Annotated in this window: 18 protein-coding genes; 17 read left to right on the forward strand and 1 reads right to left on the reverse strand. The window is 40.2% G+C overall.

Features of this window, described 5'->3' with window-relative positions; genetic code table 11:
• The first annotated feature begins 137 nt into the window (after positions 1–137).
• The gene (locus LXM54_RS22200; RefSeq protein ID WP_233317437.1) at positions 138–527 is read left to right on the forward strand and encodes an FxsA family protein; all 390 of its coding nucleotides are present in this window, start codon (positions 138–140) and stop codon (positions 525–527) included.
• 52 nt (positions 528–579) lie between these two features.
• Here the strand turns inward: LXM54_RS22200 and ytvI are convergent, their stop codons facing one another.
• Entirely contained in the window at positions 580–1,701 is a 1,122-nt protein-coding gene (ytvI, locus tag LXM54_RS22205) for a sporulation integral membrane protein YtvI (RefSeq protein WP_233317439.1), read from the reverse strand.
• Positions 1,702–1,894: 193 nt separating this feature from the next.
• Between ytvI and LXM54_RS22210 the strand changes: the two genes are divergently transcribed.
• From LXM54_RS22210 to ytxC, 16 genes are all read left to right on the forward strand, one after another.
• Positions 1,895–2,356: a DUF441 domain-containing protein gene (locus tag LXM54_RS22210; protein WP_233317441.1), complete on the forward strand. Its 462-nt coding sequence runs from the start codon at positions 1,895–1,897 to the stop codon at positions 2,354–2,356.
• 285 nt (positions 2,357–2,641) lie between these two features.
• Positions 2,642–3,883, forward strand: coding sequence for an MFS transporter (locus LXM54_RS22215; protein WP_233317443.1), 1,242 nt, complete (start codon positions 2,642–2,644; stop codon positions 3,881–3,883).
• Complete coding sequence (gene ggt, locus LXM54_RS22220) at positions 3,880–5,460, forward strand: gamma-glutamyltransferase (RefSeq protein WP_233317445.1); 1,581 nt, start codon at positions 3,880–3,882, stop codon at positions 5,458–5,460. Before LXM54_RS22215 ends, ggt begins: the two co-directional genes overlap by 4 nt.
• A gap of 678 nt (positions 5,461–6,138) precedes the next feature.
• Positions 6,139–7,254, forward strand: coding sequence for a citrate synthase (gene citZ / locus LXM54_RS22225; protein ID WP_233317447.1), 1,116 nt, complete (start codon positions 6,139–6,141; stop codon positions 7,252–7,254).
• 202 nt (positions 7,255–7,456) lie between these two features.
• Positions 7,457–8,725, forward strand: coding sequence for an NADP-dependent isocitrate dehydrogenase (gene icd, locus LXM54_RS22230; protein WP_233317450.1), 1,269 nt, complete (start codon positions 7,457–7,459; stop codon positions 8,723–8,725).
• Between the two features lie 153 nt (positions 8,726–8,878).
• The gene (gene mdh, locus LXM54_RS22235) at positions 8,879–9,814 is read left to right on the forward strand and encodes a malate dehydrogenase (RefSeq protein WP_233317452.1); all 936 of its coding nucleotides are present in this window, start codon (positions 8,879–8,881) and stop codon (positions 9,812–9,814) included.
• A 193-nt stretch (positions 9,815–10,007) separates the two neighbouring features.
• Positions 10,008–10,718 (forward strand): response regulator transcription factor, encoded by a 711-nt coding sequence (locus tag LXM54_RS22240; RefSeq protein ID WP_233317454.1) that lies wholly within the window; start codon positions 10,008–10,010, stop codon positions 10,716–10,718.
• A 1-nt stretch (position 10,719) separates the two neighbouring features.
• Positions 10,720–12,477 carry a two-component system histidine kinase PnpS gene (gene pnpS, locus LXM54_RS22245; protein ID WP_233317456.1) on the forward strand — a complete coding sequence of 586 codons (1,758 nt, stop codon included), beginning with the start codon at positions 10,720–10,722 and terminating at the stop codon, positions 12,475–12,477.
• 441 nt (positions 12,478–12,918) lie between these two features.
• Complete coding sequence (polA, locus tag LXM54_RS22250; RefSeq protein ID WP_233317458.1) at positions 12,919–15,543, forward strand: DNA polymerase I; 2,625 nt, start codon at positions 12,919–12,921, stop codon at positions 15,541–15,543.
• Positions 15,544–15,563: 20 nt separating this feature from the next.
• Complete coding sequence (mutM, locus tag LXM54_RS22255) at positions 15,564–16,388, forward strand: DNA-formamidopyrimidine glycosylase (RefSeq protein ID WP_233317461.1); 825 nt, start codon at positions 15,564–15,566, stop codon at positions 16,386–16,388.
• 79 nt (positions 16,389–16,467) lie between these two features.
• Positions 16,468–17,103, forward strand: a complete 636-nt coding sequence (gene ytaF / locus LXM54_RS22260) for a sporulation membrane protein YtaF (protein ID WP_233317463.1) — start codon at positions 16,468–16,470, stop codon at positions 17,101–17,103.
• Positions 17,104–17,137: 34 nt separating this feature from the next.
• Entirely contained in the window at positions 17,138–17,737 is a 600-nt protein-coding gene (coaE, locus tag LXM54_RS22265) for a dephospho-CoA kinase (RefSeq protein WP_233317465.1), read from the forward strand.
• Between the two features lie 211 nt (positions 17,738–17,948).
• Positions 17,949–18,404, forward strand: a complete 456-nt coding sequence (nrdR, locus tag LXM54_RS22270) for a transcriptional regulator NrdR (protein WP_233317475.1) — start codon at positions 17,949–17,951, stop codon at positions 18,402–18,404.
• Positions 18,405–18,560: 156 nt separating this feature from the next.
• Positions 18,561–19,973: a replication initiation and membrane attachment family protein gene (locus LXM54_RS22275; protein ID WP_233317477.1), complete on the forward strand. Its 1,413-nt coding sequence runs from the start codon at positions 18,561–18,563 to the stop codon at positions 19,971–19,973.
• 13 nt (positions 19,974–19,986) lie between these two features.
• Positions 19,987–20,916 carry a primosomal protein DnaI gene (dnaI, locus tag LXM54_RS22280; protein WP_233317480.1) on the forward strand — a complete coding sequence of 310 codons (930 nt, stop codon included), beginning with the start codon at positions 19,987–19,989 and terminating at the stop codon, positions 20,914–20,916.
• A gap of 131 nt (positions 20,917–21,047) precedes the next feature.
• Positions 21,048–21,902 (forward strand): putative sporulation protein YtxC, encoded by an 855-nt coding sequence (gene ytxC, locus LXM54_RS22285; protein WP_233317481.1) that lies wholly within the window; start codon positions 21,048–21,050, stop codon positions 21,900–21,902.
• The last annotated feature ends 396 nt before the right edge of the window (positions 21,903–22,298 follow it).

Raw genomic sequence — 22,298 nt, forward strand, 5'->3', positions numbered from 1 at the left:
TAATAATAAAAACGCCAATGGTTCTTTACCTTTGGCGTTTTGTTTTGTTTGGAAGAATATGCATTCACTAAATATTTTTCTAATCAAGCAGAAAAAGCTATAATAGAGAAAAGTGGTTTTGAAGGAGGAGCATCATTTTGCGCAATCTTTTTATCGCATTATTGTTTCTTCCGCTTGTCGAACTGGCTGCATTTCTGCTGTCAGGACGGTTTATCGGCATACCGGAGACTTTGCTGTTAGTGGTGGTAACCAGTGCGCTGGGAGCTTTTATTCTTAAAAAGGAAGGCGTAAAAGCCATAAAAAATGTTCAAGAGCAATTAAATTCAGGAAGACTTCCAGGCGATGCCATATTGAACGGTTTTTGTGTACTTCTCGGAGGAATACTTATGCTGCTGCCAGGCTTTCTGTCTGATATTGCAGGTGCTTTACTGTTGCTTCCACCGACGAGGAAGCTTTGCAAGAAGCTGCTGCTAAACTACATGCAGAAAAAACTGCTGCAAAAGAACAGGATTATCATTCAACAATGAATGTAGGAAAAAACAAGCGGCCAGGATTTATTCCAGGCCGCTTGTTTGCTTGTTATATCTTTTTTTCGTCTCCTTTTATGAAGCTCCATAAATCAGCGAAAACTCCAGCTTTATTCAATGTGCTAATAATGACAAGTGTGACTGGACCGATGATTAATCCTAAAAAACCGATCAGCTTAAAGCCGACAAATAAGGCAATTAATGTTGCAAGAGGATCAACACCGATGCTAGAAGAAAGGATTTTTGGTTCCATGATTTGTCTTTGCACAAGAACTACTATATACAATACTGTCAGTCCGACAGCTAAAGGCATTTGTCCGGCAATCATTTCGTATATAATCCATGGAACAAAGACTAGCCCAGTGCCTAAATAAGGGATAATATCAACAATCCCAGTTACTAAGGCAATAGTGATTGCGTAATCGACTCTAAGAATGATTAAGCCGATTAAAATGATGACTGTTGTGATAGATACTAATGTAAGCTGAGCCTTCAAAAAACCAAGCAATGCTCTCTTTAAATCGACAAACACGGATTTTCCGCTTCTGCTCAAACGAGGAGGAAGCAATTTTGAAAGTTTTCGTATGAGGCGATTCCAGTCTTTGCTGATAAAGAAGGTGGCCAATAAAGAGAAAATAATCACAGTAGCAGCATTGGGAAACCAAGACAAGATAATCGGGATGTTTTGGAAAAACGATTGGATAAACGCTCCCACACTTGTCCCGATTTGCTCTCCAACATTTTTGATATTGGAAATAATGGTATCCTGCTGGTTAGTACCTAAGCTGTTAAATGTGCTTGCAAGCTGATTGTAAAGCGGGATAATTTGGGCGGTAAAAAAGTTCTCTATGTATTCAATCAGTGTATTAATATGCTGTGGTACGACATTAGCAAGATAGGCAGCACCTGTGACAATTTCTGCGATTAACAGTGTAATAAGGCCTGCAAACACAGATAAAATGATAATAATACTTAAAACTACGGCAAAGGACCTAGGTAATCTACACTTAAATTGCAGGAAGTTTACAAGTGGATTCATCAGGAACGCAATCAAAAAACCGATAATAAAGGGATAGGTTATTTTTGATAAATAAAAAAAACCAACAAATACTAGTACCGTCACTGCAATTACAAACAGCAGACGAAGTGAACGGTGAATCAAAGTCAGGTTCAATAGACGTCCTCCATTCTTTGGAAAATACATAGCAGTCTTTCCGAAATGTTATCATTTCATATGTAAACTTAAACAATGCAGCCATAAAGTATAATCAGTTAACGGCTCATCTATGCTTATATCATTGATTATAGAGGAAAGGAAAAGGATGGGTCAATAAATGGTAATTTAGCTTTAGAAAGGAGTACATAATATGTTTAGTCAATCATACCTATTTTTATATTTGCTTGTCATTATCGCCCTTATTGCCAAAAACACATCTCTGCTGTTCGCAGTCGGAGCATTATTGATTTTAAAGGTGATCGGCCTTGATGCAAAATCCTTCTCTTTCATCCAGTCAAAGGGGATTAATTGGGGGGTTACCATTATTACAATAGCTGTACTGGCACCCATCGCAACTGGTGAAATCGGTTTTCGAGATCTTTCTGCCGCTTTTAAATCTCCTTTTGCATGGATTGCCCTCTTATCTGGAATTGCAGTCGCACTGCTTGCCAAAGGCGGGGTTAACTTGCTGTCATCAGATCCCCAAATCACTACTGCACTTGTATTAGGAACCATTTTAGCTGTTTCCTTGTTTAAAGGGGTTGCTGTTGGTCCGTTAATAGGAGCAGGGATTGCATACATGGCGATGAGGGCTATGGAGTGGTTTAAATAGCGAAATAGGCGAGGGAACACGTTCTGAGGTTCCCTTTATTGTTCTTTTGTTTCATCTCCTCTCACTTTTGTATCTCCTCTACATATTGTAAGAAATCCTTTCATGTAAATGCTGCCAACTTTCGAATAGTAAATTTTAAGTTTTTAAAATATACATAATGAAATTATTTAAAGATAATTATTTTCAAAACGAAAAAACACTGTCAGATTATCTGACAGAATTCATTTCCTTTTGTTTTTATCATGGTACGATTGTGTCAACATTTTAGTAAAAGGAGACAATTACATGAAAAAAACACGTCCTGTACTCACTATCTTTTTATTCTTTTTAGGCTGGGTATTTATGTATGCTGACAGAAATATCTTATCACCTGTCATGGGCAGTATCGGCGAGGAATGGAGTTTAAATCAAACGCAGTTAGGATTAATGGCGACCGTCTTTTTTGCTGCATATGCCTTCATGCAAATTCCTACAGGGTTTTTGGCAGATAAGTTCGGCCGTGTCAAAGTGTTAGTGATCGGCTTTATCGTTTTCGGTATCGGAACATATTTGAGTGGTGCATCTACAACATTTGGGATATTTCTACTGATGCGCGCACTTACTGGATTAGGTGAGGGCACCTATTATGGCTCGCAATACGGCATCTCCTCCACCATTACTCCGAAGAAGTACCGCGGCCTCGTTTCTGCGATTATAAACAGCGGCATGGCCTTTGGTATCTCACTTGGATTTATGTCATCAAGCTACTTTACCTATACTTTAAATAAAGGGTGGCAGTTTCCCTTTTATGTCTTTGCCATCCCAACGATAATCGTCGGTATCTTAATTGGTATTTTTGTCCGCGATAACTCACATAAAGAGAAAAAACAGGCTGTTCAAGGAGCAGAAAAAGTAGAATTAAAAAGCATTTTTACAAAAAACCATATATTCGTTTATGTGTTGATTTTCTGTTCCTTATATGGCTTTTTCGGAATGCTGACATGGCTTCCTTACTATTTGCAGACAGCAAGAGATATAGAGGCTTCGCAAACAGGCATTATTTCCTCCTTAGTACCGTGGGCCTCCATTCCTGGAGCAATTCTTTTCGGTTATTTATCTGATCGAATTAAAAGCAGAAAACCGCTTATTATCGGGCTTTCCCTGGCAGGGGCAATCTGTCAGTTTGTCATTCCTTACACAGAAAATTACTCCTTCTTAATCGTTGGTTTATGCCTGTACGGTTTGCTTGGGAAATTAGCGCTAGACCCAGTATTGATTTCTTATATGGCAGATATTACGCCACAGTCCATGTATTCGAGAGTTTATGGGTTTTTCAACTTCAGCGGTATGCTTTCCTCTATTTTTGCACCATATATAACAGGCTATTTTGCAGATAAGACAGGAAGTCTTGAATTTGGCTTCTATTTATCAGGGGGGCTGCTAATTATCGGTGCAGTATTATTTTTGTTCACGACAGATAAAAAACAAGCGGATGTTAATTCGATTGAATCAATCGCCACTTTGAAAAGGGAGGAGAAGCTGATTTGAAGAAAGTAATTGTCGGCACAAAATCGATGGTGGTCAGCCCCCATTATTTAGCTTCACAGGCTGGTGAAAGGATATTACAACAAGGAGGGAACGCATTTGATGCTGCTGTTGCAGTGAGTGCTTGCCTTGCAGTTGTTTATCCTCACATGACAGGTCTTGGCGGTGATTCCTTTTGGCTTGCTTATCATGCAGAAAAAAAGAAGGTCCGCTCCTACAACGGCAGTGGCCGTTCCGGTTCAAAAGTAACGAGAGACAAATATAAAGGCAAAGAGGCGATTCCTTTTCGCGGAATAGAAAGTGTTATTACAGTGCCAGGGATGGTAGACAGCTGGGATGCAGTCCTAAGGGAATATGGAAGGATGTCACTCAAGGAAGTGCTTGCACCTGCTATTGAATATGCAGAAAATGGATTCCCTGTTTCCAATGACCAATATGAAAATACGGTAAAGAGTATCGAACTGTTACAGTCAGATAAAGACATGGCAAAAGTATTTTTGCCTGAGGGAAAAGTGCCCAATACATTCAGCAAGTTTGTGCAGAAAAATCTTGGGTGTACACTTCAAAGCTTGGCGGATAAAGGAAGAGATGATTTTTATAAAGGAGATTTAGCAAAGAGAATTATTTCCAGTATCCAAAAAAAGGGCGGTTTGCTGACAGAACAGGATTTTGCTGCACATCAAGGTGAATGGACTGAACCTCTTTCGTCCACATATCGGGACTATACCATATTCCAAGTACCACCTAACTCGCAAGGATTTGTTGGTCTGATGATACTTAATATTTTGGAAAATTTCGATTTATCAGCAATCCCACATGAATCATACGAATATTACCATCTATTAGTGGAGGCTGTGAAAAAAAGCTTCCAGGATCGGAACAATCACTTAACAGATCCTGTGTGGCATAATATACCGTTAGAAAAATTATTAAGCAAAGAATATGCAAAGGAATTGGCTGCCTCCATATCATTTGACCATACATGTAATTTGCCGACACAGCCTGTCGGCAGTGATACTGCGCATGCTGCAGTTGTGGACGAAGACGGCAATGCAGTTTCCTTTATTCAAAGCTTATATTTCGAGTTTGGATCAGGAATTATTGCCGGAGATACAGGAATTACGATGCAAAACAGAGGCTCCTTCTTTTCCCTTGATGCAGACCATATTAATGCATTAGAACCAAATAAAAGGACTTTTCATACGTTGATGCCGGCGATGGCTTTTAAAGAAGATAAGCCATATGTACTATACGGCACACAAGGCGGTGAAGGACAGCCGCAAACACAAACGGTGATGATCACTAGAATGCTTGACTACGGGATGGACCCACAAGCTGCAATCAGCGGTCCAAGATTTGTATGGGGCAGAACTTGGGGAGAAAAAACCCAAGAATTGAAAATCGAAGGTCGGGTGGCAAATGACGTTTTGGAAAAGCTGCAAAAGCTAGGCCATTCAGTGAATAGAGTTGATGACTATGCTGGGATTATGGGTCATGCGAACGCAATTCTCATTGATGAGCAAGGGTTTTTCTATGGCGGTGTTGACCCGAGAAGTGATGGAGCAGCTGTCGGAAGATAGTGGTGAGGGGGCACAGATGAAAGCAGCTGTGCTTCCTTTTTTTTACTTACTGTTTTAGCAGAAAAATAATTTATATGTCACAACTTGTCTCCAATGCCGTGCTAAAAAATCCGGAATATTAGCGGTGTGAAAAGAATATATTTTACTAAAGGCATGGTAAGTATGTAATATTTTTTACTATATTGATAGTTTATAGGTGTAAAATATGAGACATTTGGAGAATTTTTAGGTATAATAAAAATGTAGTTACGGAACACCCGTATTATAAAGATGGTATTCCTTATTTTTTTGACGAAAAATGTAAGCATTTACAATGTCTTATTTTAACAGAAAAGAGAAATGATACTATGGTGGAAATGTTAGAAAAAGGCCCCTCAAAATCTGGTTTTATCAATCCGCAAAACAATTTTTATTGATTTTTAGGTACATAATCAGTTAATCTAACAAAATAGTGAACTTTTTTTAGAGGCTGTTTTTCAGCTGCTACCTAATTTTTTATTAAATGGCTCCAAACAAGTCTTAATCAAATTTTAGTCTGAATAATCTAAAAATTCAATGTAGAGGCAAGATTCATTAAAGAAATCTGTAATTATATACGTAACTACATTCATGAATAATATGGGGACTTATATTTTGCGATGTATTGGAGAGAAGTAAGGAGAAAAGGAGAGATAGTTTATGGCAGTAACAAGAGGTCTAGAAGGAATAATTGCAACCACTTCTTCTATCAGCTCTATCATTGATGATTCATTATCGTATGTTGGTTATGACATTGATGTTTTGGCGGAAAACTCCAGTTTTGAAGAAGTAGTTTTTTTACTGTGGAACAGAAGATTGCCGACAGAAGCAGAATTGGATGATTTAAAGCAAGAGTTAGCTGATAATGCAGAGCTGCCTGCGCCGCTGCTTGAACAGCTTAGGCTGTTGCCGCTTGCAAATGTGCACCCAATGGCTGTACTCCGTTCAGCAGTATCCCTTCTGGGTGTTTACGATAAGGATGCTGACTTTATGGATGAAAGCACAAACTATCAAAAAGCATTGAGATTACAAGCCAAAATCCCTACTATCGTTACAGCCTTCTCAAGATTAAGAAAAGGGCTTGATCCGATTGCACCGAGAAAAGATTTGAACTTTGCAGCAAATTTTTTATATATGCTGACAGGAGAAGAGCCTGAGAGCATTGCGGTAGAGGCATTTAATAAAGCATTAGTGCTGCATGCAGACCATGAGCTGAATGCTTCTACGTTTACAGCACGGGTTTGTGTGGCAACATTGTCTGATGTATATTCAGGCATCACATCTGCAATTGGTGCATTGAAGGGACCGCTCCACGGCGGTGCTAACGAAGCAGTCATGAAGATGCTGACAGAAATCGGCAGTGTTGATAATGTTGATGCTTATATTTTTGACAAAATGGATAAGAAGGAAAAAATCATGGGCTTCGGTCACCGCGTTTACCGTAAAGGTGATCCGCGTGCTAAGCACTTGAAGGAAATGGCAAGGAAGCTGACAGAATTGACGGGTCAATCAGAGCTGTTTGAAATGAGCTTAAGGATTGAAGAACTGCTGAAGGAAAAGAAAGGCCTTGTTCCGAATGTAGATTTCTTTTCTGCGTCTGTCTATCACAGCCTGGAAATAGATCATGATTTGTTCACGCCGATTTTTGCTGTGAGCAGGGTTTCCGGATGGCTTGCCCATATTTTAGAGCAATACGAAAATAACCGCTTGATCAGGCCAAGAGCTGATTATACAGGACCTGAAAGAGCTGTTTACATTCCAGTTCATGAACGCTAAATTTACGCGTCTATGATATACTTATTGCAGCATAGAACAAGCAAAGTCAGGAGTCTCCTAAAGCGGGGAATGTGCGATTAAGCGGCATACGTGCCGAGCGCCCTTCTTAGACGAAGCCAATATGCGCAACTTACTTTAGCCATTCTTGCAAAAGGAGTAACGCTTCTTTTGCAGGAAATACTTTTTTAACGGAGGGATACATATGAAAGGTGAAAAAATTTCAGTAGTTGATGGTGTATTAAATGTACCAGCAAATCCAATCGTACCATTTATCGAAGGTGACGGAATCGGTCCTGACATCTGGGCTGCAGCTTCAAGAGTGCTGGATGCTGCCGTAGAAAAAGCATATAGCGGTGATCGTAAGATTGTTTGGAAAGAAGTGTTGGCTGGAGAGAAGGCATTTAATGAAACAGGTGAATGGCTGCCTTCTGAAACATTGGAACAAATACAAGAATACTTGATTGCTATAAAAGGTCCATTAACAACTCCTGTCGGCGGTGGAATTCGTTCGTTGAACGTAGCACTTCGTCAAGAGCTTGACCTTTATGTATGCTTGCGACCTGTTAGATGGTTTGAAGGCGTGCCTTCTCCTGTTAAAAGACCGCAAGATACAGACATGGTTATCTTCCGTGAAAATACAGAAGATATCTATGCAGGAATCGAGTATGAAAAAGGGTCTGAAGGTGCTGCTAAACTACTAAAATTCCTTCAAGATGAAATGGGTGTTAACAAAATCAGATTCCCGGAAACTTCCGGTTTAGGAATCAAGCCAGTTTCTGAAGAAGGCACAAGCCGTTTAGTGCGTGCTGCAATTAACTATGCCATCAAAGAAGGCAGAAAGTCTGTAACACTTGTACACAAAGGCAATATCATGAAATTTACAGAAGGTGCCTTTAAGAACTGGGGCTATGAACTAGCTGAGAAAGAATTCGGAGATAAAGTGTTCACTTGGGCGCAATATGACCGCATTAAAGAAGAGCAAGGCTCAGATGCAGCAAATAAAGCTCAGGCAGAAGCTGAAGCAGCTGGAAAGATCATCGTAAAAGATTCCATTGCTGATATCTTCTTGCAGCAAATCCTGACTCGTCCAACTGAGTTCGATGTAGTTGCTACAATGAACTTGAATGGAGACTACATTTCTGACGCGCTTGCAGCACAAGTAGGCGGAATTGGAATTGCTCCAGGAGCGAATATCAACTACGAAACAGGTCATGCTATCTTTGAAGCGACACATGGAACTGCGCCAAAATATGCTGGATTAGATAAAGTGAATCCTTCATCTGTTCTACTTTCAGGTGTACTGTTGCTTGAACATTTAGGCTGGAATGAGGCAGCTCAGTTAGTTGTTTCATCAGTTGAAAAGACTATCGCTTCTAAAGTGGTAACTTACGATTTCGCTCGTTTAATGGACGGAGCGACTGAAGTGAAATGTTCTGAATTCGGTGATGAATTAATTAAAAATATGGACTAAAATAGCTCATCGTTTGAATTTGCCAAGTATTCCAAAAGAATACCTGCTAAAATCAAGCCCTTGACTGTTAAGGCTTAGTCTATTCGAGGGAAGAGTGTTGAGGGGCCTCTTCCCTCTTTTATTGCATAAAAAAGATTTAAAGGAGGAATTAGCATGAGTTTGCGCAAAAAGATTTCCATTATTGGCGGCGGATTTACTGGTGCTACGACTGCATTTCTGCTGGCTCAAAAGGAGCTTGGCGATATTGTGCTGCTTGATATTCCGAAGATGGAAAATCCAACAAAGGGAAAAGCGCTTGATATGTTTGAGGCGAGTCCAGTACAAGGCTTTGATGCAAATATTAAAGGAACATCAGATTATAAGGATACAGAAGGTTCGGATATAGTTGTTATCACGGCGGGTATCGCAAGAAAGCCTGGGATGAGCAGAGATGATTTAGTGCAAACAAATCAAAGTATTATGAAGTCGGTCACAAATGAAGTGGTCAAGTACTCGCCGGATTGCATTATCATTGTCCTTTCCAACCCGGTAGATGCAATGACATACACGGTGTACAAGGAGTCAGGCTTTGCGAAAAATAGAGTCATTGGACAATCTGGTGTCCTGGATTCAGCAAGATTCAGAAGCTTTGTAGCAATGGAATTGAATTTATCTGTTAAGGATATTACTGGCTTTGTTCTTGGCGGCCACGGAGATGATATGGTTCCTTTAATCCGTTATTCCTATGCTGGTGGTATTCCGCTGGAAACATTGATACCAAAGCATCGCTTGGATGAGATTATTGACCGAACAAGAAACGGCGGTGCTGAAATCGTTAATCTGCTCGGAAATGGAAGCGCTTATTACGCTCCGGCAGCATCACTTGCCGAAATGTGCGAAGCGATAATCAAAAACCAAAGAAGAGTCTTGCCTGCAGTTGCTTATCTTGATGGAGAATACGGCTATTCTAATATATACTTGGGAGTTCCGACCATACTTGGCGGAAACGGTATCGAGCAGGTAATTGAACTTGAACTGACAAAAGAAGAGAAAGCAGCATTGGACAAGTCAGTAATTTCCGTGAAAAATGTTCTTAATGTGCTTACATAAAATGTATTATAAAAAGACCCATCTAGTACTAGATGGGTCTTTTTTACCTACTCTCCAATACGGACCAAAAATATGCAGGAAGTAGGAAGGATAGAGCAAGCTTAGCTTGTTGTTCGTCTGCTGCTGATTTATACTATAATAGACATGTAAATTTTGGGGGACTTAGGGGAATTTTTTAAACTTGGAGGCATTTATGAAGAAGAAAGTTCTTGTGGTTGATGATGAGCAGTCTATCGTAACACTACTAAAATATAACCTGCAACAGGCGGGCTATGATGTTATAACAGCAATGGATGGTGAGGAAGGGCTGAATCTTGCGGTTACGTCAAATCCTGATGTCATCCTCCTTGATTTGATGCTTCCGAAGATGGACGGGATGGATGTCTGCAAAAACTTGAGGCAGCAAAGAATATTTACACCCATTCTTATGCTGACTGCAAAGGATGATGAGTTCGATAAGGTTCTTGGCTTGGAGCTCGGTGCAGATGATTATATGACAAAACCATTCAGCCCAAGGGAAGTTATTGCCCGTATTAAAGCAGTATTAAGACGCTCTCAGCTAATATCAGAATCATCAGAGCAGGAAAAGGAAGAAAGAGATACGCTTAAAATTGGGGAGCTTAAAGTCATGCCAAACCACTATGAAGCATATTTCAAGGAAGAACTTTTAGAGCTTACTCCAAAGGAATTTGAACTGCTTCTGTATTTGGCGAGAAACAAAGGACGTGTTCTAACTAGAGATCAGCTGTTAAGTGCGGTTTGGAACTACGATTTTGTTGGAGACACAAGAATCGTTGATGTTCATATAAGCCATTTGCGTGAAAAAATGGAGCATAACACGAAGAAGCCGATCTACATTAAAACGATTCGTGGATTAGGATATAAACTAGAGGAACCAAAATAAAATGAAAACATTTAAATCCAGGCTGCTGGCCAGTTTACTTCTGGTCGTCGCCATTGTCTTTTTGGTGCTGGGTTTGTTTATTTACCAGTTAAATAAATCTTCTTACATAAATTCGTCTGATACGAGGCTGGAAAGGGAAAGCAGTTTGCTTGTAGCTCAAATGGCCAATGCTGATTCTATTGAGGATATAGATGCAAGTGAGATGGCAGAATACAGCAGGCTTTTGGATATCCAAATAACAGTAACAGACACAAAAGGAAATATCCTCATTGATGAGGGAGAAAAGGCGCATGATGAATTTTTACAATCACTGAGTTCAGTCGTCAGCAAAGCATCGAGCCAGCCGCAAGATGACTTTACTGGCGGAGATACGAGTTTCCATTATTATTGGCAAGAGCTGAAGTTTAATGGGGACAAGCAAGGCTATCTTTTTTTAGGTCTTGATTTGTCATCACAGAAGGATGCCTATCAGCAGATGAATACATATGTCCTTGCTGCATTGCTCATTGCTTTTGTTTTAATCTTTGTTATTGGTTTAACACTTGTGTTCCGCTATATGAGACCAATCGAATCTGCTGCAAAGGTAGCGGTTGATTTGGCAAAAGGCAATTATCATGCACGTACATATGAGGATAATATGGATGAGACAGGTATGCTCAGCTCCTCTTTAAATAAGCTGGCAAAAAACCTGCAAGAGATGGTTAAGGCTCAGGAGATTCAGCAGGACCGGCTTGGAACTCTTATTGAAAATATTGGGAGCGGGCTGTTGCTGATTGACAGCAGAGGGTATATAAATCTAGTAAACAGAGCTTACAAGGATTTATTTACTGTTAATTCATCTGATTATTTATACAAGCTTTACTATCACGTTATAGAACATAGAGAAATATCTGATTTAGTTGAAGAAATTTTTATGACGGAGCATAAGGTTGTTAAGCAATTACAGCTTACTATTAATTTTGAGAAAAAAAGCTTCCAAGTTTATGGTGTGCCTATAATCGGGACAAATGATATGTGGATGGGCATATTGCTCGTCTTCCATGACATTACAGAGTTGAAAAAACTCGAACAAATCAGAAAAGATTTTGTCGCCAATGTATCTCATGAACTGAAGACACCAATCACCTCTATTAAAGGATTTTCGGAAACTCTATTGGACGGGGCGATGGATAATAGAGAGGCATTAGTAGAGTTTTTGCAAATCATATTAAAAGAGAGTGACAGGCTGCAATCGCTTATTCAGGACTTACTTGACTTAACAAAGCTGGAGCAGCATAACTTCTCATTAGTTAAGGAGCCAATTAATATCCTGGATATTTTGGAAGAGGTCAGCAAACTTCTTGCGAATAAAGCGGATGCCAAGAATTTAATTCTTGATTTTCAACGTCCTAGTGAGGAAGTTTGGATTGAAGGTGACAGGGCCCGTCTTATTCAAGTGTTTATGAATCTGATATCTAATGCGATTTCTTATACACCAAGCGGCGGCAAGGTTTCCGTTTCTGTCGAAAACAAGGAAAGGGATGTATTAGTTTTTGTAGCAGATACGGGAATAGGTATTGAAAGAAGTGAAATTCCAAGGATTTTTGAACGCTTTTACAGAGTCGATAAAGCAAGAAGCAGGAACTCTGGCGGAACTGGCCTTGGATTGGCAATTGTAAAGCATCTTGTTGAACTCCATAAAGGATTAATAAAGGTGGATAGTGAAGTTGGCGAAGGAACAACTTTCACCATATTGCTGCATAAAAAGTTCCCATATTAATTGTACAAGTTTACATTACTTTTACATATGGTTTGCAAAGTATTTACAAGGGTTTGCTAAAATACTAGTGAAGACCCCCCTTATCCATTAGGTTAAGAGCTGAAGCCGAAAGCCACCCCGCTTTCGGCTTCTTACATTTACAAGAGTTAATCTACTTAAAAGAGATCCTATCGTTGAAAATCAATTAATTAGGTGCATCTATACATAATCTTTTTAGTGCAGAATTGTTTTCTGCACTTTTTCTATTTTTTAACGGTAGTAAATGCTTTTCTGTCTTATAAAAGGGATTAGCATGAGCAGGCTATGAACAAGGGCTATTCCTTACAATCTTTATCTACTCATGGTAAAATAAAAGAGATTAGACCATAATAATATTACTTATTTTGCTGTTAAAGCAAAGGCGGCTGATATAGAGGAACATAAGGAATGGAGGAACTGAATTTGAAGAAAAAACTGATTCTGATTGACGGGAACAGCATTGCATACAGGGCGTTTTTTGCCTTGCCCCTGCTGAACAACGACAAAGGTGTACATACAAATGCAGTTTACGGTTTTACAATGATGCTGATGAAAATATTGGAGGATGAAAAGCCGACACATATGCTCGTTGCTTTTGATGCTGGCAAAACAACATTCCGGCATAAAACCTTCAGTGAATATAAGGGAGGTCGTCAAAAGACTCCGCCTGAATTATCGGAGCAGTTTCCATATATAAGGGAGCTCTTACAGTCATATGGCATCCGCCACTATGAGCTGGAGAATTATGAAGCAGATGATATTATCGGTACACTTTCCTTGCAAGGCGAACAGGATGGATATGAGGTTGTTGTTATATCAGGTGACAAAGACTTGACTCAACTGAGCTCAGATAAAACGACTGTTTACATTACGAGAAAAGGGATTACAGATATTGAATCATATACGCCTGATCATATTCAAGAAAAATACGGCTTGACTCCAGACCGGATTATTGACATGAAGGGATTAATGGGTGATAGTTCTGATAATATTCCTGGGGTGCCAGGAGTCGGAGAAAAGACGGCGATTAAGCTGTTGAAGGAATTTGAAACACTTGAAAATCTTCTGCAGTCCATCGATCAAGTCAGTGGTAAAAAGCTGAAAGAAAAACTCGAGGAATTCAAAGACCAAGCGTTAATGAGCAAGGAGCTGGCCACGATTACAAGAGAGGCTCCGTTAACTGTAGGATTAGGGGAACTGGAATTTCCGGGCATGAACGAAGAGAAGCTCCGCCCATTTTTCAAGGAGCTCGGCTTTAATTCTCTTTTGGACAAGCTTGGAGATGCACCTGTGGAAGAAGCTGCAGAGCTGGAACAAATTGAATTTGAACATGTGAAGGAGATTACGGCAGATATTTTTGCCGACGAGAACGTCCTGTATGTGGAAGTGTTAGAAGATAACTATCATTATGCGCCAATTATCGGAATCTCGTTAGTGAATGAAAAAGGGGCATTTTATTTGCCGATTGAATCAGCCCTAGAATCAGCAGCCTTTAAGGAATGGGCAGAGGATGAGTCAAAGCAGAAGACAGTGTATGACGCGAAAAGATCAGAGGTAGCTCTCCGACATAAGGGCATTCATTTGAAAGGCATCACATTCGACTGTTTAATTGCGGCGTATCTTGCAGATCCATCTGCATCCATCGAGGATGTTGCGTCTGTTTCTAAAAAGTACGGCTTCACGAATATTCAATCGGATGAAGCGTTTTATGGTAAAGGAGCTAAACGAAAGGTGCCAGAGGAAGACATGCTTTCAGACCATCTTGTCCGCAAAACATTTGCCCTTTCTGCCATTCAGGACAAAATGGAAGAAGAGCTTAAGAAGAATGGTCAAGAGGAACTATTCTATGAGCTGGAAATGCCACTTAGTCTTGTACTAGCAGATATGGAATCAACAGGAGTAGAGGTTGATGTAGAAAGACTTCAAAAGATGGGTGCAGAAATCAATGACAGGCTTAAAAGTATTGAAGAGCGTATTTATGAATTGGCTGGCGAAACGTTCAACATCAATTCTCCTAAGCAGCTGGGGGTTATCCTGTTTGAAAAGCTTGGTCTTCCTGTCGTTAAAAAGACAAAGACAGGTTATTCCACTTCAGCAGATGTCTTAGAACAGCTGGCGAGCTCCCATGATGTGATTAAGGAAATTCTTGAATACAGACAGCTTGGAAAGCTTCAGTCCACATATATTGAAGGATTGCAAAAAGTGGTTCACAACGGCAAAATTCACACTCGCTTTAATCAGGTGTTGACACAAACAGGCCGATTGAGCTCCATTGATCCAAATCTGCAAAACATTCCAATCAGACTTGAGGAAGGCAGAAAAATTAGGCAAGCATTCGTTCCTTCTGAGAAGGATTGGATTATATTTGCTGCTGACTATAGCCAAATTGAGCTTCGGGTGCTTGCTCATATTGCCAATGATGAGAAGCTGATTGAGGCCTTTAGGGAGGATCATGATATCCATACAGAAACAGCAATGTCTGTTTTCCATGTGGAAGCAGATGAAGTAACCTCTAATATGAGAAGACACGCTAAAGCAGTTAACTTTGGCATTGTTTATGGTATCAGTGATTACGGCTTATCACAGAGCTTGAGTATCACGAGAAAGGAAGCTGGGAAGTTTATTGAAAGATATTTGGAGAGCTATCCTGGCGTTAAGAACTATATGGAGGAGATTGTGGCAGACGCAAAGCAGCAAGGCTATGTGTCCACATTGCTTCATAGAAGAAGATACTTGCCTGATATTACAAGCCGAAACTTCAATTTGCGCAGCTTTGCAGAAAGAACTGCGATGAATACGCCAATACAGGGCAGTGCGGCAGATATTATTAAAAAAGCGATGATTGAAATGGCGAAGCGTTTGGAATCAGAAGGCTTGCAAGCAAAACTGCTGCTGCAGGTGCATGATGAATTGATCTTTGAAGCACCAAAGAATGAAATCGAAAAGCTGAAAGAAATTGTGCCAGACGTGATGGAAAACGCAGTGGAACTTAGTGTTCCGTTGAAGGTGGACTATTCGTATGGTGACACATGGTTTGATGCTAAGTAATAGAAAAGAGGTAAATGAAGTTGCCTGAATTACCAGAAGTAGAAACAGTCAGACGGACGTTAAAGGAGCTCACACAGCATAAGGTAATCAAAGAGGTTGCTGTATCGTGGGCGAAGATGATAAAAAGACCGGAAAATGTCGAGGAGTTTTCCGATGCTCTTGTTGGACAAAGGATTGAAGATATTAAACGGAGAGGCAAGTTCCTTCTCATTGAAACAACTGATTTTACAATTGTCTCTCATTTGCGGATGGAAGGACGGTACGGGTTGTTCCAAAAGGACGATCCTGTTGACAAGCATACACATGTAATTTTTTATTTTGAAGACGACTCACAGTTGCGATATAAGGATGTCCGCAAATTCGGAACGATGCATCTATTTAAAAAAGGGGAGGAGCACCATACCCTTCCCCTTTCCCAGCTTGGTCCGGAGCCTTTTGACTCTGAATTTACAATCGGGAACTTCAAGGAAAGGCTTGGACGCACGACAAGAAGCATCAAAACAGCCTTGCTTGATCAAAAGATTGTCGTTGGACTCGGAAATATTTATGTAGATGAGGCATTGTTCCGCAGCGGCATTCATCCAGAACGAATTGCGAGCACGATCAATGATCTAGAAGCAGAGACTCTGTACAGAGAAATTATAGCGACATTGTCAGAAGCGGTGGAAAAAGGCGGAAGCACGATACGCTCTTATGTTAATACACAAGGGCAAATCGGAATGTTCCAGCTTGAACTTTTTGTTTACGGCAGAAAAGGGGAAGCTTGCAAAAAATGCGGCTCCGAATTAGAAAGAATCATTGTTGGAGGCAGAGGGACTGTTTTTTGTCCGCATTGTCAAAAATAGCAGCCAGTATTAGCATTAACATTGGATGGGCTCCTTCCATATAGTATATTACTATCCGTTAGGAAGGAGCTTTTTTAAAATGTCACAAGTACTTTCTCTTATCCTATTAGCGCTTGCTGTCAGTATTGATAATTTCAGTGTCGGGTTCACTTATGGTTTACGAAAGATGAAGATTCCTTTTAAATCCATTTTCATCATTGCCTGCTGTTCTGGATTCACACTGCTGCTTTCGATGCTGTTAGGCCATGTTATTGCACAAGTGTTCTCTTCTGATTTTGCCGAACAAATCGGCGGCGGAATTCTTATTATTTTAGGAATCTGGATCTTATATCAGTTTTTTCGGCCGGATAAAGAAAGAGAAATTATTACCACAGAAAAAAACTTGGTGAATTTTGAAATTAAGTCATTGGGAATTGTGATTAACATTTTAAGAAAACCGATGTCAGCTGATTTTGACAACTCTGGAACTATAACAGGAGTTGAGGCAATAGTCCTTGGGTTTGCGCTGTCATTAGATGCATTTGGGGCAGGAATAGGAGCATCCATGCTAGGATTCTCTCCATTCTTTTTGACACTTGCTGTCATCATTATGAGTACATCCTTTGTTTCGTTAGGAATGTTTGGCGGACGAATGCTGTCTAAAAAAAGCTATATGGAGAAATTCTCCTTTATCCCAGGAATTATTTTAATTATTATTGGTATTTTTAAGCTGTAAAAAAGAAACCATTGAATAAAAGGCAGGAGAACAAATGACTTTAATTATAGGCTTGACAGGCGGCATCGCCAGCGGTAAAAGCACCATATCCAACTATTTCAGCTCTCTGGGCTTAGTCGTTATTGATGCTGATGTTGAAGCCCGTTTAGCTGTAGAAAAGGGGGAGCCGGCATACCGTGAAATCGTTGCCCATTTTGGCTCTGGAATTTTGCTCGAAGACGGCAGTCTAAATCGGGCTAGGCTCGGCGAAATCGTCTTCAGCGATGAAAAACAGCGGGCTGTGCTTAATGGAATTGTACATCCAGAGGTAAGAAACCGAATGAACGCCAAGCAAGAGGAGGCCGTTAAAGCAGGCAGCCCGGCAGTAATTCTTGATATACCTTTACTGTTTGAAAATAAGCTGGATGCCACAGTTGAGAAAACAGTCCTTGTCTATGTGGAAAAAGATACTCAAATACAGCGGCTGATGGACAGAAACGCTCTAAGCCTTGAACAGGCACAATTAAGAGTTGCAGCGCAAATGCCTTTAGAAGAGAAGCGAGTGCTGGCAGATAGAATAATCGACAATAATGGAACTGTTGAAGATTCCCAAGCTCAAGCTCTTCAGATTTTGCATGACTGGAAGGTCCTTTAAAAAATGTGTTACGTTGCCCCATAGCTTTAATGGGGCAGTTTTTCATGAAGAAATATGCTGCATTTTCCATTGTTTCCATAAAAAATGGACATAAAATTTTAAGCAGGAAATAATTAATTCATTCTATCACTTGTACAAACTAGCACTTTTTTATAAGATAATATTAATGGGAATCAATACATTGCGAACAATGAATTCGGAGCTGATATAGATGAGATGTCCTTCATGTCAACATAATAATAACCGTGTTCTTGATTCACGACCTGTTGATGACAGCCGCTCAATCCGCAGAAGAAGAGAATGCGAAGAGTGCGGTTACCGCTTTACTACTTTCGAAAAAGTAGAAGAAATACCGTTGATCGTTGTGAAAAAAGAAGGAACTCGAGAAGAGTTCAGCCGTGACAAGATTCTGCGTGGTCTCATTAGGGCATGCGAAAAAAGGCCTGTTGCTTTAAAGCAGCTAGAAGACATTACGGCAGAAATTGAAAAGGAACTTAGAAGCAACGCCGTTTCGGAGATTAATAGTGAAGACATCGGTGAAATGGTCATGGATCGTTTGGCGGAAGTCGATGAAGTGGCATATGTCCGCTTTGCATCTGTTTACCGTCAATTTAAAGATATAAATGTTTTTATAGAGGAACTGAAAGAGCTGATAAAAAAGAATTAAGGCAAACCGGTGCTGCACAGGTGACACTTCGAGCGGTCACTTGAAAATGAAAAAGGAGCTGAAGGATTCTTTGGCTCTTTTTTGACTTTGTTTTAGGCTCTAACCTGCTAAGTCTTTACAGCCTTTTTAAGCAATAATAGCAAAGGAGTGACGGTTATGTCACAGCATTGGCAGGACTTGCTTCCAATCGACAGATATCAAGTATCGACAAACGGACTATTAAGTGAGTATGACCGGAAGGTAATCACCTTTTTGTATCAGCCGCTTATCGGGACATCCTGTCTTGGCCTGTATATGACCTTATGGGGAGAGGTAGAGGAAAACCGTCTATGGTCAACTGATCATTCCCATCACAGCCTCATGAACTTTATGGATTGCGGCTTGAAGGAAATATATGCTGCAAGATCAAAGCTGGAAGGAATCGGACTTCTTAAGACATATATGAAAAAGGAAGGAGAAAATCGCTCCTTCATTTATGAGTTACAGCCGCCATTAACACCTGAACAGTTTTTTCTTGATGGCATACTAAATGTTTATCTTTTTCGAAAAATAGGGAAAGCCCAATATAACAGGCTGAAGAACTTCTTTGCAGAAGAACGCAAGCTTGATGAGAAAGAGTACAAGCCGGTCACGAAGGCGTTTCAGGATGTATTCATGTCTGATCATTCCAGTGTCGTTCGATCGACATATGAATGGGAAGGCGGCGAGATGTTAGATGAGGAAACCATCCTTATCGGCAAAAGAGAGCAGAAAAGCATTAAAATCGAGAACAACGATTTTGATTTTGATCTTCTTCTTGCAGGATTGAATGAATCCTTCCTTTCCAAAAAGGCGATAACAACTAAGGTAAAGGAAGCCATTCAAACATTATCCTTTTTGTATGGAATTAATCCGATTGAAATGAAGAATATCGTGATGAGTGCCATTAATCCAAACGATGAAATTGATATAGAAGAGCTGAGAATAGCCGCAAGAGACTGGTATCAATTTCAGCATGGAGGAAAATATCCGCTGTTAGTGGACAGAACGCAGCCAGTTCAGTGGCAGACACAGACAGAAGCCCCAAAATCAAAAGAAGAAGAATTCCTTTATTATCTCGATAATACTTCACCAAGGCAGTTCTTGAAAGATATTGGAGGCGGAGCGGAACCCTCAAAAGCAGACCTTCAAATTATTGAAGAAATTATGTTTTCCCAAAAGCTCCCTCCTGGTGTCATTAACGTTTTGATACATTATGTCATGCTGAAAACAGATATGAAGCTGACGAAGGGCTACGTAGAAAAAATCGCTGGCCAATGGGTGAGAAAGAAAATCCAAACTGTTAAGGCTGCGATGGAGCTCGCTAAACGAGAGCATCAGCAGTATTCAGATTGGGCAAATGGAAAAAATACAACCAGCAATAATAAAGCAGCGAGGAAAGTCATTCGGAAAGAGAAAATTCCGGAATGGTTTGGAGTGGACAAAACCGCTGATGCAAAAGTGGATGCCCCGGAAAAAGCAAATACGGAGAATGTAGATAACGACGTTCTAAAAGAATTAGAAGAGGAAATAAAAAACTTAAGGAAATAGGTGGTGAACGAATATGGAAAGCATTAATGATACTCTTCGTAAGCTTGGAGCAAACGGCGGCTTTCAAGAGAGGTATAAGGCTATGAAGGAGCAGGTGCTGAATCACCCTGATGTTAAATCATTCCTAGAAGAGCAGGAGGATTCTATCACCCCGCGTATGCTGGAAACAGGCATGATGAAGCTGTATGAGTATGCAAACCAAAGCAAAGAGTGCCGAAGCTGTCCTAGTTTAGGTGAGTGCATTAACATGATGCAGGGATATCATCCGAAGCTGGTAATTAACAGAGGAGCTATCGACATTCAATATGATGTCTGCCCGCGCAAGATAATGGAAGACAGCCAAAAGAAAAAGGAAAAGCTTATTCGGAGCTTGCATGTGCCTAAGGATATTCTCAAGGCATCATTCAACAATCTGGACATAGGCCAAGAGCGTGCCCAGGCGGTTAGGGCAGCAATTAATTTCGTAAAACAATACGAACCTGGAATTCGGCAGAAAGGTCTGTATTTCTTTGGTGAGTTTGGTGTAGGAAAATCCTATATGCTTGGCGCAATTGCTAATGAGCTTTCGCAAATGCAGGTTTCTTCCATGATTGTGTATGTGCCGGAACTATTCAGGGAAATGAAGAGTTCTATTGCTGATAACTCATTAAATGACAAAATTGAGAGCATTAAAAGAGAACCAGTCCTGATGCTTGATGATATTGGGGCAGAGACGATGTCAAGCTGGATACGGGATGAAGTTTTAGGACCAATTTTGCAGTTTAGAATGCTAGAAAATCTGCCGACATTATTCAGCTCGAACTTTGATTTTGCAGGTTTAGAATACCATCTCACTTATTCACAGCGCGGTGAAGAGGAGAAAATGAAGGCGATGCGGGTAATGGAAAGAATCAGATACTTGGCAGAACCAGTTCATCTGAGAGGCGAAAATAAGCGTAAATAACCTTTATGAAGGCAGGCTTAAAACATTTGAGCCTGCCTTTTTCTTGTGAAGATTATCGTCACCACTTCTATTTTTTTGTGTTTCCCCATATACATTCTAACAAGGATTTTTTTCACAAAGGGGGGTTACGATTGATTGAAGTCATTTTTCAAAAAAAAGGCGATGGAGAAAAATTGCTTAGGCTGATCAATCTTAAACATAAATATCCGAATTGGGGCATCAGTTCCATTCAAGAAGAACAGGAATTTCGCTTGAAGTTCAGCTGGAGTGCTGAGCAAAATAATTTGTTTATCCAAACACTTAAAATGGTTTTAGGGGAGTTTATTCTTCACTACAAATCAGAGGAGTGGGCAAGGCAAGTATTGACAGAGCAATACTATTATACAGATGAAGCGGAGCAGCGCCATATTCTTGAGATTCTCCACAGTCTGCTTGAAAAAGAAAGAAAGGATTTAGCAAGCCTGCTTGGCAAGCTTCATTTACACGAGTGTCTCGATCATGCCATTGGTGACCTGCTGAAAGAAAATCTTTCTTTTTCTTTCGATAGCTTTGTGACATTCCGGCTGCAGGACTATACCCAAAAGCTGCATGGCTATGTGGAAATCGCCATTGATGAATATAAGATGGAACAGGAGTATCAAGTGTTCATTCAGACGTTAAGGGACTTTCTTGCAGAACGTAAACCTAAGGTCCAGACGATTCATGTGCTTGTCGACTTAGAAATTCAATTTTATGATTCAGAATATCGGGAACTCTCTCAGCAGGATTTAATGAAAATACTCGACAGCAAGATGTTTGCCTATCAATCTGTCTATATTGATCCATTTTCAATCGGTCCGCTTCTATCCCTTGCGCCAAAAACGATTCACCTGTACACAGAAGACCGCGAGCAGCCAATTGTTCGCACTATCATGAACATCTTTGAAGAGAGAGTCAGCGTTCTGGACAAGGAGGAATTTTTTCAAGGAACACCGCACACATTCTAATAACTATTGAGAAAAAAATGAATCGCGGCTACTTGCAATTATAAAACATAAAGCATATAATAACGTACATAAAATAACTATATCGAATACATGTTATGATAAGGACAATAGTTTTCTTGTACGGTTTTAAGAGAGGGAAGCATTAGCTGGGAGCTTCCTAACACGATGAGAATTGCTTACCACCTTTAAACTTCAGCCAGGAACAGGGAAACCCCCTTATTATTGGTTTGGCGGACCGCAGCCGTTATCTGCTTAACTAAAGCCGTTTATGCCCATAGTGGGATGAGCGGGAATTAGGGTGGAACCACGAATTATATAAACATAACTCGTCCCTTTCTATAGGGACGGGTTTTTTTGCGTTCTGGTCCTTTAACATGAAAAGATAAACAAGTATAA

This window comes from Bacillus sp. Au-Bac7 (genome assembly GCF_021341655.1).
Classification (GTDB): domain Bacteria; phylum Bacillota; class Bacilli; order Bacillales; family Cytobacillaceae; genus Niallia.